A 13,430-nucleotide genomic window follows, 5' to 3' on the forward strand; every position below is an offset into this window, starting at 1 on the left:
GCTTACGCCGACCGCACCGGATCGAGCGTCACCTTGTAAAGCTCGATGTCGTCGCGATCCATCAGCCGCACGGTCAGCTGCTCTGTCGCCCCTGAAATGTCCACCAGGCCAAAGAACTGCAGGCCGGCCGAGGGTGGCAGGTTCTGGCCCTGTTCGGTGGTCGGCGCCTTGATGAATTTCAGCTCCGGGCCGAAGGTCATGTCGAAATCATTGGGACCGAAGGTACCGGCGTGGATCGGGCCCGAGACGAATTCCCAGAAAGGATTGAAATCCTGGAACCGCGCCTTGTCGGGGTTGTAATAGTGCGCCGCCGTGTAGTGGACATCGGCGGTCAACCAGACCGTGTTGGTGATGCCGGCAGTCTTGATGTAGCGCAACAGGTCGGCGATCTCGAGCTCGCGGCCTTTGGGCAGGCCATTGTCGCCATTGCTGATGGCTTCCGCGCCGACCTTCTTGGCGCCGTCGTCCCAGACGACGAGGCCGAGCGGCATGTCGGCGGCAATGATCTTCCAGGTCGCCCTGGAATTCGTCAGCTCGCGCTTCAGCCATTTCGTCTGCTGTTCGCCCAGCATGCGTGACTGCGGCGTCATGTCCTCCTGCATGTCGGCGCCGTTCGGGCCGCGATAGGAGCGCATGTCGAGGAAGAACACGTCGAGCAGCGGCCCATGCGCGATCTTGCGGTAGACGCGGCCGGGCTCGGACGGCTCGTAGCGGATCGTCGTCATCTCATGGAAGGCGCGCGCCGCACGCGCCGCGAGCACATGGATGGATTTTTCGGTGTAGCGGCTGTCGGCGCCGAGATTCTTCGAATCCGACCAGTTGTTCAGCACCTCGTGATCGTCCCACTGGTAGAAGGTCGGGCAGATGGCGCTCAAGGCCAGAACGTTTTTGTCCATCATGTTGTATTTCCACTGGTCGCGGTACTCATCCAGCGTCTCGGCCACCTTGCGCTTGCCGTCGATCAGGACGACGTTTTTCCACTTGCCGCCGCCAGGCAGGTCTACCTCGTCCTTCATGGCGCCATCGGCATAGATGGTGTCGCCGGAATGCAGGAAGAAATCCGGCGTGTGCCTGGCGATGGTGGCGTAGGTTTTCATGCCGGTCTCATCGATTCCCCAGCCCTGGCCGGCCGTGTCGCCCGACCAGGCGAATTTTATGTCGCGCTTCGAGGCGGGTGCTGTGCGGAAACGGCCGACGATCGGTTCGGAAACGGCGTTGATATCCGACAGGTCGGCGGCAGTCATCCGGTAGAAGATATCCTGGTCGGAGGCGAGTTCGGTAAGCAGGCGCTTGACCGTGAAGTCGCTGGCCGGCGAGGTATCGAGCGGCGCCAGCCGCGTCGCATTGGCGAAGTTTTCCGTCGACGACACTTCGAACATGACGCGCGAAGGCCGGTCGGTGCGCGTCCACACCATGCCGCTCGAGGCATCGACATCGCCGGACTGGACGCCATGGGTGAAGGCCGGGCGCTGGCTGGCGCGCGAATAATAGGGCAAAGCGAGCCCCGATGCGCCGAGCAGACCGGCGGCGCTGGCAGAGGTGACGAAAGCGCGGCGGGTCAACGAAAGCTTGTTCATGGCTGTCTCCTGATGGCTTGAACGTTCGCCACCAGCGTCCTGCTTCAATGTTTCAGCCGCATCTCGGAAAGATGAAGTTTTGATAACAGTGAACAGGCGAGTGATCTCCCCCCTTGAGGGGGAGATGTCGCCGAAGGCGACAGAGGGGGTCGCCGCGCGTGAAGCGCCGACTTCCTCTTTCGTCACAAAGAACGCTGAGCCCCGTCGGACCGACCCCCTCTGGCCGCTTTGCGGCCATCTCCCCCTCAAGGGGGGAGATTAGCGCCCAGCGCCTTACGCCGCTTGCGGCTCCGGATCGAAAGCCGGCCTGCTCGTATTGATCAGCAGCGACAGACACGCGGCCACGATCGCCGTCATGCCGGCGATCAGGAAGGCCAGTTCGTAATTGCCCTGCAATTCGCGCATGGTGCCGCCGAAGGCGGCGGCGGTGGCGGCGCCGACTTGGTGGCCGGCTACGATCCAGCCGAACACGATCGGGCCGCTGCGGTCACCGAAGGCCTCGTTGGCGAGCCTGAGCGTCGGCGGCACGGTGGCGATCCAGTCGAGACCGTAGAGCACCGCGAAGATGATCAGGCTGGTCGCCGAGAAGCCGGAATAGGGCAGATAGATCAGCGCCAGACCGCGAATGCCGTAGTAGACGCCGAGCAGCTTGCGCGGGTCGAAACGGTCGGTGAGCCAGCCCGAGAGCGTCGTCCCGATCAGGTCGAAAATGCCCATAAGCGACAGCAGGCCCGCGGCCTGTACCTCGGGGATGCCCATATCGCCGCAGAAGGAGATCAGATGCGTGCCGACCAGCCCGTTGGTGGTGAAGCCGCAGATGAAGAAGGTGGCGAACAGATACCAGAAGACGCGGGTGCCGGCAGCGCGGCGCAGCGTGTTGAGCGTATGCGCCAGGAAATTGCCTTGCGATGCCGGCGATACCGGCGGCACGTCATCGGCCCCGGCGCCATAGCGCACCATGCCGATCGAAGCGGGACGCTCCGGAACCAACAGCCAGACCAGCGGCAGAAGACAGGCGGTGGCGATCGAGACGGCGGTAGCGACGGGCTGCCAGCCGCCCGACTGGGCGAGCGATGCCAGCAGCGGCAGGAACACCAAGAGGCCGGTGGCGCTGGAGGCCGACATCAGCCCCATCACCAAGCCGCGATTGGTCTTGAACCAGCGGTTGACGATGGTGGCGCCGAGCACGGTGGCGACCGCGCCGGAGCCGATGCCGGAAAACACGCCCCAGGTGAGGAACAGGTGCCATGGCTCGGTCATCAGCAGGCTGAGCGCGGTCGAGCCCGACATGATCACAAGCGAGGCAAGCAGCGTTCGGCGCAAGCCGATACGCTCCATCAATGCGGCGGCAAACGGCCCGGTCAGGCCGTAAAGGAAGATGCCGATCGCAGCGGCAATCGAAACCGTATCGCGCCCCCAGCCGAAGCTTTTATCCAACGGCAGCATCATCACCGAGGGTGCGGAACGAAGCCCGGCCGCGATCAACAGGCAAAGGAAGATGACGCCAACCACGACGAAAGCGTAGCGCTGGCCAAAGGGACGGGATTGAGCTATCATGTTACTGACCGGTACGTTGCAGGGTGAGGACATGTATACGTACCGATCGGTAACACGTCAATCGAGTCATACCATGCCAACGGACAAAAATATTGAACTGACCATCAAGGACGGTCATGCAGCCGCACCGCCCAAGGCTGCCAAGAAAATCCTCGACGTGGCCTACGACCTGTTCTACCGCCGCGGCATCCGGGCGATCGGCGTCGACGAAATCGTCAAGCGCGCCGGCGTCACCAAGCCCAGCCTCTACCGCAGCTTTCCCTCCAAGGACGAGCTCGCCGCTTCCTATCTCAGGCAATATGACCGTGAGTATTGGGAGCGTTTCGACGAAGCCGTGGCTGCCCATCCCGGCGACCCGCGGGCACAGCTCAGGGCTTTTCTGACTCGCGTCGGCAAGCGCACGCAAAGGCCGGACTATCGCGGCTGCGGCATGACCAACGCGGCGGTGGAATATCCCGAACATGGCCATCCGGCGCGTGTCGTCAGCGAGGCCAACAAGCAGGAGCTGCGCCACCGCCTGCGCGCCATGGCCGCAGCGATGGGCGCTAAAGACCCTGACACGCTCGGCGACGGCCTGCTGCTGTTGATCGAAGGCGCCTATATCAGCGGCCAGCTCTTCGGCCTCGGAGGCCCGGCGGCAGCGGTCGCCCGCAACGCCGACCTGCTGATCGAGGCGAGCTTGAAGAAATAACATTTCGAACGTTGGCGCCGCCCCTCACCTGCCGGCATCCTTTCCCGGAAATGGGGCGAGGAACGCTCTCATCACGATTTCGCCAATTGCCAGCGTTGCAAGGTTGTCGCCAGCGGCGCAGCCGGCCACTTTCTCCCGTTCAGGGGGAGAATTGCCCGGCAGGGCGATTTGGGCGGCGCCAACGTTGAGATTGGCACGCTAGGCCGGCCGCAGATTTGGCGATAGGCTGGGGCGAACTTCACGGGAGACGTCCGCATGCGAACCCTGCTGCTTGTTCCATTCGCCCTCGCCGCCCTATCCCAAACCGCCCATGCCGACGGCATATCAAGCGTTTACACCGACCTCGACTCGCAAAAGGACTGCGTCACCTATGCGCAGGCGCAGGAAGGCGACGGCGAATGGGCCGAACTCGCCTGCTCCGGCTATCGTGGCTATCCCGTGCTGATCGCCTATGACGACGCCCGTGAATCGCTGTTCTACGGATTTCCGCCCGGCGGCGACATGACCTCGGTCTGGGAGAGCTTTTCCGGCTTCAACTCGTCCGGCGCCAAGGTCGAGTGGCGCATCGAGGCCAAGGGCGACGTTGCCGTTCCCTTTGCCGTCATCCACCGCCGCTCGATCAGCAATCCCGAGGACGAGAACAAGCCGACCGAAGTGCTGCTCGTCGCCAAGGTCGCCCAGATGGAAGCCCGCGACGGCTGCACCATCGGCCTCGTGCTGGCCACCGGCAACCCGCAGGCCAATGACCAGGCGCGCAAGCTGGCCGACGAAAAGGCGAAGAGTTTCGCCTGTGGCAAGGACAAGCACACCGTCATCGGCAACGTGCCGGCGTTTGGTCGGGTGGATAACTAGTCACGTGGGTGCAAGGCACCCCCCTCTGCCCTGCCGGGCATCTCCCCCTCAAGGGGGGAGATTGGCAGCTTCGCTGGCGGCGCTTTTCTTTCGGCGCTGAAAATTGACGAAAGCCGTTGCGACTCCCCCCTTGAGGGGGAGATGGCCGGCAGGCCAGAGGGGGGTGCCTCGCGCTGGCGTTTGCCGCTTACTTGAACGAGACGCAGGCCTCTCTCGGCGCTACTTTGCCGCCTTCGCCCGTGCGATCGCGTCGACAATCATCTTCTTGGCGTATTTGGAATCGTGCCAGCCTTCGATCTTGACCCATTTGCCGGGCTCGAGATCCTTGTAGTGCTCGAAGAAGTGCTGGACCTGGTCGCGGGTGATCTCGGGCAGCTGCGTGTATTCGGTGACGTTTTCGTAGCGCAGCGTCAGCTTCGGCGACGGCACGGCAATGACCTTCTCGTCCTGGCCGGCATTGTCTTCCATCACCAGCACGCCGATCGGCCGCACATTGATGACGCAGCCCGGCACCAGCGCGCGGGTGTTGCAGACCAGAACGTCAATCGGGTCGCCGTCGCCCGAGAGCGTGTGCGGCACGAAACCGTAATTGCCGGGGTAGCGCATCGAGGTGTGCAGGAAACGGTCGACGAACAGCGTGCCGGCCTCCTTGTCCATCTCGTACTTGATCGGCTCGCCGCCGATCGGCACCTCGATGATGACGTTGATGTCCTCGGGCGGGTTCTTTCCGATGGCAATGGCTTCGATTCGCATGCTTAAATCCCTCTCTCGATGTCCAAGATCGATAGCGGGCGGCGCAGCATGGTGCAATGCGGCGATTGGTGCGAAGCGCTAACGGAAGCGCACGGTTTATGATGATTTGTAACCGAAGCCGGTCATTCCCAGACGAAGGCGACCTTCTTGAGCGCCCTCTGCTCGAAAATCTCGACGCCTTCGGCGACGTCACGGCCACCCGCGCCGGCATAGAAGGAAAGTGCGTTCTGGTTGTCTTCCAGCGCCCACACCACCATTCCCTTCAGCCCGTGGTCGGCAAGCCGCGCCCGCGCCGCCTTGAACAGCCGGCTGCCGAGCCCGATGCCCTGATATTCCGGACGCAGGTAAAGTTCGTAGATTTCGCCCTGTTGCTTCAGCTCGCGGGCGCGGTTCTTGCCGATCGTGGCATAGCCGGCGATGGTGCCGCCGATCTCGACCACCAGAACGGTGGCGGCGCGGCGGATGGCGTTGGCCCACCAGTCGGCGCCGCGGCGGTTGATCATCGAGGTCAGCGAGCGATGCGGGATGATGCCGGAATAGGCGCCCTCCCAAGCCTGCTGGTGCACGTCCGCAATGGCGCCAGCGTCGCGCGGTTCGGCTTTCCTGATGTCGATGCTCAGCGTATTCATGATTTGTTAACCATAAACCCGCATCGGCCATTTGCAAGAGTCGAGGTCAGCCCGCCGACCGCTTTCTCACAGCCGATCGCGATACTGCTGACAATGGGCAAAGCCTGCCTGGAAAACGCACCCGGCCGGCGCGGTCAGGCGTCCGTCCGGGTAGCGCGTGCTGGCTTTTCAGATCTCGACGAGATGATCGTCCAGTTCATTGGCATCGCCCGACGTCACCGGGAAATGCTCGGCCAGCACCGCGCCGACCTGCCCGATCGCCTTGACGAAGCCGTCGGCGAGCCGGTCGTCGCCGGCATGCTGCAGGAGATCGCGCACCACGCCGTCCCAGACATGCTGGCCGACCTTGCTGTCGATGCCGGAATCGGCGACCACTTCGGCATAACGCTCGGCGATCGACACGAAGACCAGCACGCCGGTGCGCGCCGTGGTGCGGTGGACATTGCGGGCGAGGAACTGCCTGAGCGCATTGTGATGTGCCGCCTGATAACGCTGCCGGCGCGGCACCAGATGGATGCGCAAGCCAGGCTGCGCCCACAAAAGCACCAACACCGAGGCCAGTGCCAGCAGTTGGACAATGACGAAATGCGGCAGCCGGATCGACAGCCACCAGGTTTCTAGCCCATAGGCGACGGCGAGGCTGGCAATCAGCATGCCTGATGTCGCCATGAAGGCGGCGGGAAAGAAATAGCCGTCGCTGGCATGCGCAACGACGCAGTAGATCTCGCCGTCGGTTTTGGCCTCGGCCGCGCGGATCGCGGTGGCGATGCGCTCATGGTCCTGTGGGCTGATCGGTCGTGTTGCCATCTTCTCTCACCAGCTCCCTGAAGACCCGCCACCGCCGGACGAACCGCCGCCGCCTGAAAACCCGCCGCCGCTGCTTGAGCCCGAAGACCAGCTGCTGCCCGAACTTCCCGATGACCATCCGCTGCCCGACGACGAACTTGTTGTCCAGCTGCTGGAGCCCGACGACGATCCGCTCGGCCCCTGGCCGTAGCGAAAGGTCATGCCCAGCCATTTGTACACGCCCGGCGACAGCTTGGTGCCGAAGATCGGCGGCAGGAAGGCCATCGCCAGGCCGCCGAAGAACATCGCCGCCCACAGGATCAGGAAGACCGCGGCTATAGGATCGATGGGCGCGCTGTGGTCGGCCGGGTTGCGCTTGCCGCGCGCCTCCAGCTCTTCCGGATTGCCTTCCAGCACCATGACCATGTCGTCGACGGCCTTGGAAATGCCGCCGGAGAAATCACCGGCGCGGAACGCCGGCACCATGTCGTTTTCGATGATCAGCTTGGTGTGCAGGTCGGTAAGCGTGCCTTCCAGCCCGTAGCCGACCTCGATGCGCATCTTGTGGTCGTTCTTGGCCACCAGCAGAAGCACGCCGTTGTTTTCGCCGGCCTGACCGAGTTTCCAGAAGCGGAACAGCCGGTTGGCGTAAGGCTCGATCTCCTCGCCGTCGAGGCTGTTGATCGTGGCGACGACGATCTGGTCGGAGCCTTTGGTCTCGAAATCCGCGAGCTTCTGCGTCAGTGCCACCTTGGTCGCGGCGTCGATAATGCCGGCATTGTCGACCACCCGCCCGGTGAGTGCCGGCAGGTCTGCCGCCAAGGCTACAAACAGCATGGTGAGCATCGTCAACAGGGCGATGCCGATCGTCGCGGCTGCGCGGCCAGGTCTTGGCGGATTGAAGACGCGTACTGTCATGCCGTCACCAGTTCCCCTCAACCACCATGACTGTCCTCAATCACCATGATCATGTCGTCGACCGCTTTGGAAATACCGCCGGAGAAATCCCCGGCGCGGAAGGCCGGCACCATGCCTTCAATGATCCGTGTGGCGTGCTGGTTGGTGAGCGTGGCTTCCAGCCCGTAGCCGACCTCGATGCGCATCTTGCGGTCGTTCACGGCCACCAGCAGAAGCACGCCATTGTTCTTGGCCTTCTGGCCGAGCTTCCAGGCGTTGAACAGCCGGGTGGCGTAAGGCTCGATCTCCTCGCCGTCGAGGCTGGGAACCGTCGCGACGACGATCTGGTCGGAGCCTTTGGTCTCGAAATCGGCCAGTCTTTGGGTGAGCGCCGCCTCGGTCGCGGCATCGATGATGTCGGCATTGTCTACCACGCGTCCCGCGAGGGCGGGCAGCTCCGCTGCCAGCGCCGCGACGCTGACGAGCAAGACCAGCAAGGCAGCGCCGGTCATCGTGGCGAAGCGGCCATGCCAGGGATTGGCGATGCGTGTTGTCATCTCGTCACCAGCTTCCCGAGGAGCCGCCGCCGCCGGACGAACCGCCGCCGCCGGAAAAGCCGCCACCACCGCTTGAACCCGACGACCAGCCGCCCCCGCCCGAAGACCAGCCGCCGCTGGACGACCGCCGGCCCGGCTCGAATGTCATGCCGAGCCAGCGATAGCGGCCGGGACCGAGCTTTTTGCCAAAGATCGGCGGCAGGATGGAGGCGGCCATGCTGCCGAAGAACATGATTGCCCAGATGCTGATGAAGACGCCGAAGAACAGATTGTCGGTATTGATGGGCGGCTTCTGGTTGCGCTCGCCGCGCGCCTCCAATTCCTCCGGATTGCCTTCCAGCACCATCACCATGTCGTCGACGGCCTTCGAAATGCCCCGGGAGAAATCGCCGGCGCGGAACGCCGGCACCATGTCGTTTTCGATGATCAGCTTGGTGTGCAAATCGGTCAGCGTGCCTTCCAGCCCATAGCCGACCTCGATGCGCATCTTGCGGTCGTTCGGCGCCACCAGCAGCAGCACGCCGTTGTTTTCCTTGGCCTGGCCGAGCTTCCAGAAGCGGAACAGTCGGTTGGCGTAAGGCTCAATCTCCTCGCCGTCGAGGCTGGGGATGGTTGCGACGACGATCTGGTCGGAGCCTCTGGTCTCGAAGTCGGCGAGTTTCTGGGTGAGCGCGGCTTTGGTGCCTGCATCGATGATCCCGGCATTGTCGACGACGCGGCCGGTCAGCGCGGGGAGGTCGGCGGCGAAGGCGGTGAGGGGCAGGAAGACGGCCAGAAAGGCGAGAAGAACACCAAGGTTGGCGTTCCTTCGCGTCCCCCTCTGTCCTGCCGGACATCTCCCCCTCGAGGGGGGAGATTGGCAATCTCGCTGCCGACGCTCAGCCGGCAACGCTGATATTTGGCGCAAGGACAGAAGACAGCTGATCTCCCCCCTTGAGGGGGAGATGTCCGGCAGGACAGAGGGGGGTGTGAAGGAACGCAAGGCTGGCAAAGGCCAAGCTCACCCAGACGTCATCACCCGCCCTGCTTCGTGCCGAAATCGACCTTCGGCGGCTGCATCTTGTCTTCTTCGACGGTGAAGTTGGCGAAGGGCTCGTTGCTGCGGAACCAGAAGGTTGCCCATAGCACCGACGGAAAGGTCCTCAGCGTCAGATTGTAATCCTTGACCGCCAGGATGTAGTCGCGCCGCGCCACGGCGATACGGTTCTCGGTGCCTTCGAGTTGCGCCTGCAGCGCCAGGAAATTCTGGTTGGCCTTGAGGTCGGGATAGGCCTCCGACACCGCGATCAGCCGCGACAGCGCGCTGGTCAGCCCTGATTGCGCATCCTGGAACTTCTTGAGCGCTTCGGGGTCCTTCAGCGTTTCCGGCGTCACCGTGATCTGCGTCGCCTTGGCGCGCGCTTCGACCACCGCATCGAGCGTGTCCTTTTCATGCGAGGCATAGCCCTTCACCGTCTCGACCAAATTGGGAATGAGGTCGGACCGACGCTGATACTGGTTCAGCACCTCGCTCCATGCCGCCTTGGCGTTTTCCTCCGCCGTCGGGATGGTGTTGAAGCCGCAGCCGGCGAGCAGAGGCAGCACGACGGCCAACATCAGCACGGCCGGCAGACTGCGGAAAGGGAAGGCAAGGCGCTGGGCAAACATGGTGAGGTCCCTCGACAGAAGTTGCATGCGAAGCATTAGCACAATCCGCGCTCAAGAAAATGTCTGCCGCTGGCGCGCATTCCTGGCGCGCATTCATGCGCCGGCGAGGCCCTGTGATTGATCGCGCGAACACGGTATGGTTGCCGGCAAACAGGACAGGACCATGGCGGAAGGCCGCGACGATGACAGCGAATCGCGCCGCATTATCGAGCGCGTGGCGAACGAGGGCGGCCTTGGCGGCGCATCGCTGGTGTCACGGGCAGCGAAAGGCGCGCGCGATCATGTTACCGCAGCGGAGGCCGACCGATCCGATCCGATCGAGGTCTGGGGCACCCGCATCGGTCGCGCACTTGGGCTCATCGTCGCCCTCGGCCTTTTGATCTGGCTCGTGTACTACGTCTCCCGGGGCAGCTAGAGCATGATCCTGAAAAGTGGGAACCGGTTTTCTCGGACAAGCGGGAACCGTTTTGTCCGGAGATCATGCTCGAACCAAAGAGATAGACCAGGATGACGATTCAGCGAAAAATTATCCGCATCTAGGATTTTCCATGAACAGCGAAAAAGCCGACGCGCCGCGCGCGGTCATCGTCATTTCCAGCCATGTCGCCCGCGGCTCGGTGGGCAACCGCGCCGCCGTGTTTGCGCTGGAGACGCTGGGCTTTCCGGTGTGGGCGGTGCCGACGGTGATCCTGCCCTGGCATCCGGGCCATGGCCGCGCCACGCGCATCGTGCCGCCGCTCGACCAGTTCAAGGCGCTGATGGCCGATCTCGAGCGCGCGCCCTGGCTGGGCGAGGTGGGCGCGGTGCTGTCGGGCTATCTCGGCGAGGCCGGCCAGGCCGAGGCCGTCGCCTCGCTGGTTGCGGCAGTCAAGGCCAAGACGCCGGACGCGATCTATATATGCGATCCGGTGATGGGCGATTCCGGCGGGCTCTATGTGCCCGAGCCGACGGCCGCCGCGATGCGCGACCGGCTGATGCCGATCGCCGACATCGCCACCCCCAACCGCTATGAGCTGGAGTGGATGGCCGGCGCGCCTTTGCCCGATCTGAAATCGGTGATCTCGGCCGCCCTCCATGCCGGACCGTCAACAATGCTGGTGACGTCGGCACAGTCGATGATGACCGGCGGCACCGGCAATCTGCTGCTTGACGGCACCCAGGCGCTGCTGGCCGAACACCGCCTCATCGACAAGCCGCCGAATGGCCTCGGCGACCTGACTGCGGCCGTCTACCTCGCCCGCATCCTGTCGGGGCAGCCGCCGATCAAGGCGCTGCAATCGACCACCGCCGCCGTCTACGAAATCCTGGCGCGAACCGCCAAGCGTGGCGGCGACGAGTTGCAGCTTGAAACCGATGCCCAGAGCCTGTCGCATCCGATGGCGATGGTGCAGCTGCGCCACCTCACGCATCCGGGGCGGGACCGCCGGGCGTGACCTCGACCGTGGTCGTCGGCGTAGACGGCTGCAAGGCCAGCTGGATCGCCGTCCGCCGCGATCTGGATGCCGCGCCGTCAGTCCGCGTCTTTCCCAGCTTTGCGGCCCTGCTCGACGCCTTGCCCGCCGATGCGGCAGTGGCCGTCGACATGCCGATCGGCCTGCCGGACGTCTCGCAAAGAGGCGGGCGCGGGCCGGAGACCTTGGTACGGCCAATGCTCGGAGCACGGCAATCCAGCGTCTTCTCTATCCCGTCCCGCGCGGCCCTCTACGCCGACATCAGCGACTTCACCACGGTCGAGGCTTGGTATGAGGCGCATCGGCGCGCCAGCGAGGTGGCCAAGGCGACCTCCGATCCGCCACGCGGCGTCTCGATCCAGGCCTTCGGCATCTTTGCCAAGATCCGCGAGATCGACGCGCTGCTGATTATGCGTCCGGAACTGCGCCGCCGCGTCTTCGAATCGCACCCCGAAGTGGCCTTCTGCCGGCTGAACGGCGAAAAACCGATGACGCTGCCGAAGAAGATCAAGGGCGCGGTCAATCCTGCCGGGATGGAAGAGCGCAAGGCACTGCTCTGCCGGCACGGCTATACCAGAGCTTTCCTTGACCAGCTGCCGCCACGCGGTGCTGCCGCCGACGATTTCCTCGACGCCGCAGCGATGATGCTGATTGCCGGACGCATTGCCGGCGGCGAGGCAAAGCCGTTTCCCGACCCGCCGCTTGCCGACCGTTTGGGCATTCCCCTGGCGATCTGGGCGTGAGGCAAGCGGCGACCCATGCGTGCGGCATGGCGATTTGCGACGAAGCCATCCGCAATTCGGCATTGCCCGCGACGGGCATTTGCCGTTAGAGCCTTTCTAACTTGAAATGAGCTGCCGTCGCTAACCCCGAAAGGCTTCATCCCTAGCCCATGCCCCATCTCCCCGAACATCTTTGGACCGGCTACCGCAACTTCATGAATGGCCGCTATCTCACCGAGAGCGGACGCTATCGCGAGCTTGCCCGCGAGGGGCAGGCACCCGAAACCATGATCGTTGCCTGCTGCGATTCCCGCTCTGCCCCCGAGGCGATCTTCGACGCCGGTCCGGGCGAACTGTTCGTCCTGCGCAATGTCGGCAATCTGGTGCCGCCCTATGCGCCGGACGGCGAGTTCCACTCGACCTCGGCCGCGCTCGAATTCGCCGTGCAGAGCCTGAAGGTGAAAAACATCGTGGTGATGGGCCATGGCCGCTGCGGCGGCATCCGCGCTGCGCTCGACACCAATTCGGCGCCGCTGTCGCCCGGCGACTTCATCGGCAAATGGATGAGCCTGATCGCGCCGGCGGCCGAAACCGTTTCGTCCAGCACGTTCATGACGGCAACCGAACGGCAGACGGCGCTGGAGCGGATTTCCATCCGCTATTCGATCGCCAATCTCAGGACCTTCCCTTGCGTCTCCATCCTCGAAGGCAAGGGGCGGCTGTCGCTGCATGGCGCCTGGTTCGACATCTCGACCGGCGAGCTCTGGGTGATGAACAAGGACACCGGCGACTTCGAGCGGCCGGATTTGACGTAGACCCATGATCCCGAAAAGTGGGAACCGGTTTTCGGATAAGGGCATGGTCAAATAAGAGGAGGCAAGAATGCGGGTTTGGCCTGCGATCGCTTTCGCCGTAGCGGCGCTGCTGATTTCGCTCGTCCCTGCCCGCTCCGATGACGGCGCCATTATCGACCGCTGGTATTCGGCGCTGCTGGTCGCCGATCGCACCGAATTGTCGGACCTGCTCGCCGACGATGTCCGCATCAAGCTCGACGATCTCGGCGTCGTACAGTCGAAGCAGGAGTTCATCGCGTCGATCGACGAATGGAAGGGCGCGGTCGCCGGCGCCGCAATCCGGCATCGCGTCGAAAAGAGCGAGGCCGGCGTCACAACTGTCATCGCCTGCTATGATTTCCCAACAATGACATGCTGATGCAGGAGACGTTCGCCGTCACCGGCAACCGCATCACCGCCAGTTCGCAAGCGGCGATCGCGGAAAATTGCGACGGCTTCTGACGCGGGCTTGAACGGC

General features: G+C 63.8%; 14 protein-coding genes and 2 pseudogenes. 7 read left to right on the forward strand and 9 right to left on the reverse strand.

Going from position 1 to position 13,430, the window contains the following annotated elements; translation table 11 throughout:
• Positions 1-2: 2 nt before the first annotated feature.
• Positions 3-1,577 (reverse strand): alkaline phosphatase D family protein, encoded by a 1,575-nt coding sequence (locus NKI37_RS22895; RefSeq protein WP_023704969.1) that lies wholly within the window; start codon positions 1,575-1,577, stop codon positions 3-5.
• A gap of 273 nt (positions 1,578-1,850) precedes the next feature.
• A complete protein-coding gene (locus NKI37_RS22900) occupies positions 1,851-3,134 on the reverse strand; it encodes an MFS transporter (protein WP_023835196.1) in 1,284 nt (427 codons plus the stop codon).
• A 73-nt stretch (positions 3,135-3,207) separates the two neighbouring features.
• On the opposite strand from NKI37_RS22900, the gene NKI37_RS22905 reads away from it, so the two are divergent.
• Together NKI37_RS22905 and NKI37_RS22910 are read left to right on the forward strand one after the other, a co-directional pair.
• Complete coding sequence (locus tag NKI37_RS22905; RefSeq protein WP_023698744.1) at positions 3,208-3,825, forward strand: TetR/AcrR family transcriptional regulator; 618 nt, start codon at positions 3,208-3,210, stop codon at positions 3,823-3,825.
• Between the two features lie 255 nt (positions 3,826-4,080).
• Positions 4,081-4,677: a hypothetical protein gene (locus NKI37_RS22910; protein ID WP_023704972.1), complete on the forward strand. Its 597-nt coding sequence runs from the start codon at positions 4,081-4,083 to the stop codon at positions 4,675-4,677.
• A 219-nt stretch (positions 4,678-4,896) separates the two neighbouring features.
• On the opposite strand, the gene ppa is transcribed toward NKI37_RS22910, so the two are convergent.
• The 7 genes and pseudogenes from ppa to NKI37_RS22945 form a co-directional block, all read right to left on the reverse strand.
• Positions 4,897-5,430, reverse strand: coding sequence for an inorganic diphosphatase (ppa, locus tag NKI37_RS22915; protein WP_023668623.1), 534 nt, complete (start codon positions 5,428-5,430; stop codon positions 4,897-4,899).
• Positions 5,431-5,552: 122 nt separating this feature from the next.
• Entirely contained in the window at positions 5,553-6,059 is a 507-nt protein-coding gene (locus tag NKI37_RS22920) for a GNAT family N-acetyltransferase (protein WP_023668622.1), read from the reverse strand.
• 168 nt (positions 6,060-6,227) lie between these two features.
• Positions 6,228-6,866 (reverse strand): TPM domain-containing protein, encoded by a 639-nt coding sequence (locus tag NKI37_RS22925; RefSeq protein WP_023710170.1) that lies wholly within the window; start codon positions 6,864-6,866, stop codon positions 6,228-6,230.
• Positions 6,867-6,872: 6 nt separating this feature from the next.
• Positions 6,873-7,763, reverse strand: coding sequence for a TPM domain-containing protein (locus NKI37_RS22930; RefSeq protein WP_023710171.1), 891 nt, complete (start codon positions 7,761-7,763; stop codon positions 6,873-6,875).
• Positions 7,764-7,798: 35 nt separating this feature from the next.
• A pseudogene (locus NKI37_RS22935) lies at positions 7,799-8,254 on the reverse strand (TPM domain-containing protein); the annotation flags it as partial.
• Positions 8,255-8,303: 49 nt separating this feature from the next.
• The gene (locus tag NKI37_RS22940) at positions 8,304-9,074 is read right to left on the reverse strand and encodes a TPM domain-containing protein (RefSeq protein WP_198025521.1); all 771 of its coding nucleotides are present in this window, start codon (positions 9,072-9,074) and stop codon (positions 8,304-8,306) included.
• Between the two features lie 239 nt (positions 9,075-9,313).
• Complete coding sequence (locus NKI37_RS22945; RefSeq protein WP_023755947.1) at positions 9,314-9,946, reverse strand: LemA family protein; 633 nt, start codon at positions 9,944-9,946, stop codon at positions 9,314-9,316.
• 163 nt (positions 9,947-10,109) lie between these two features.
• On the opposite strand from NKI37_RS22945, the gene NKI37_RS22950 reads away from it, so the two are divergent.
• The 5 genes and pseudogenes from NKI37_RS22950 to NKI37_RS22970 all read left to right on the forward strand — a co-directional run bounded on the left by NKI37_RS22950 (position 10,110) and on the right by NKI37_RS22970 (position 13,414).
• Positions 10,110-10,361 carry a hypothetical protein gene (locus NKI37_RS22950; protein WP_023698736.1) on the forward strand — a complete coding sequence of 84 codons (252 nt, stop codon included), beginning with the start codon at positions 10,110-10,112 and terminating at the stop codon, positions 10,359-10,361.
• A 133-nt stretch (positions 10,362-10,494) separates the two neighbouring features.
• Positions 10,495-11,379 (forward strand): pyridoxal kinase PdxY, encoded by an 885-nt coding sequence (gene pdxY / locus NKI37_RS22955; RefSeq protein ID WP_023668615.1) that lies wholly within the window; start codon positions 10,495-10,497, stop codon positions 11,377-11,379.
• Positions 11,376-12,140 (forward strand): DUF429 domain-containing protein, encoded by a 765-nt coding sequence (locus NKI37_RS22960; protein WP_352787117.1) that lies wholly within the window; start codon positions 11,376-11,378, stop codon positions 12,138-12,140. The genes pdxY and NKI37_RS22960 overlap by 4 nt, the downstream gene beginning before the upstream one ends.
• A 149-nt stretch (positions 12,141-12,289) precedes the next feature.
• On the forward strand, positions 12,290-12,934 hold the full coding sequence (locus NKI37_RS22965) for a carbonic anhydrase (protein ID WP_023681438.1): 645 nt from the start codon (positions 12,290-12,292) through the stop codon (positions 12,932-12,934).
• A 67-nt stretch (positions 12,935-13,001) separates the two neighbouring features.
• Positions 13,002-13,414, forward strand: a pseudogene (locus NKI37_RS22970) (nuclear transport factor 2 family protein).
• The last annotated feature ends 16 nt before the right edge of the window (positions 13,415-13,430 follow it).

The organism is Mesorhizobium sp. M0626 (assembly GCF_040320665.1).
Classification (GTDB): domain Bacteria; phylum Pseudomonadota; class Alphaproteobacteria; order Rhizobiales; family Rhizobiaceae; genus Mesorhizobium.

Excerpts from the sequence above, each read along its gene's own strand:
- NKI37_RS22895 (WP_023704969.1), bottom strand. The coding sequence starts at position 1,577 with ATGAACAAGCTTTCGTTGACCCGCCGCGCTTTCGTCACCTCTGCCAGC.
- NKI37_RS22900 (WP_023835196.1), bottom strand. The coding sequence starts at position 3,134 with ATGATAGCTCAATCCCGTCCCTTTGGCCAGCGCTACGCTTTCGTCGTG.
- NKI37_RS22905 (WP_023698744.1), top strand. The coding sequence starts at position 3,208 with ATGCCAACGGACAAAAATATTGAACTGACCATCAAGGACGGTCATGCA.
- NKI37_RS22910 (WP_023704972.1), top strand. The coding sequence starts at position 4,081 with ATGCGAACCCTGCTGCTTGTTCCATTCGCCCTCGCCGCCCTATCCCAA.
- ppa (WP_023668623.1), bottom strand. The coding sequence starts at position 5,430 with ATGCGAATCGAAGCCATTGCCATCGGAAAGAACCCGCCCGAGGACATC.
- NKI37_RS22920 (WP_023668622.1), bottom strand. The coding sequence starts at position 6,059 with ATGAATACGCTGAGCATCGACATCAGGAAAGCCGAACCGCGCGACGCT.
- NKI37_RS22925 (WP_023710170.1), bottom strand. The coding sequence starts at position 6,866 with ATGGCAACACGACCGATCAGCCCACAGGACCATGAGCGCATCGCCACC.
- NKI37_RS22930 (WP_023710171.1), bottom strand. The coding sequence starts at position 7,763 with ATGACAGTACGCGTCTTCAATCCGCCAAGACCTGGCCGCGCAGCCGCG.
- NKI37_RS22945 (WP_023755947.1), bottom strand. The coding sequence starts at position 9,946 with ATGTTTGCCCAGCGCCTTGCCTTCCCTTTCCGCAGTCTGCCGGCCGTG.
- NKI37_RS22950 (WP_023698736.1), top strand. The coding sequence starts at position 10,110 with ATGGCGGAAGGCCGCGACGATGACAGCGAATCGCGCCGCATTATCGAG.
- pdxY (WP_023668615.1), top strand. The coding sequence starts at position 10,495 with ATGAACAGCGAAAAAGCCGACGCGCCGCGCGCGGTCATCGTCATTTCC.
- NKI37_RS22965 (WP_023681438.1), top strand. The coding sequence starts at position 12,290 with ATGCCCCATCTCCCCGAACATCTTTGGACCGGCTACCGCAACTTCATG.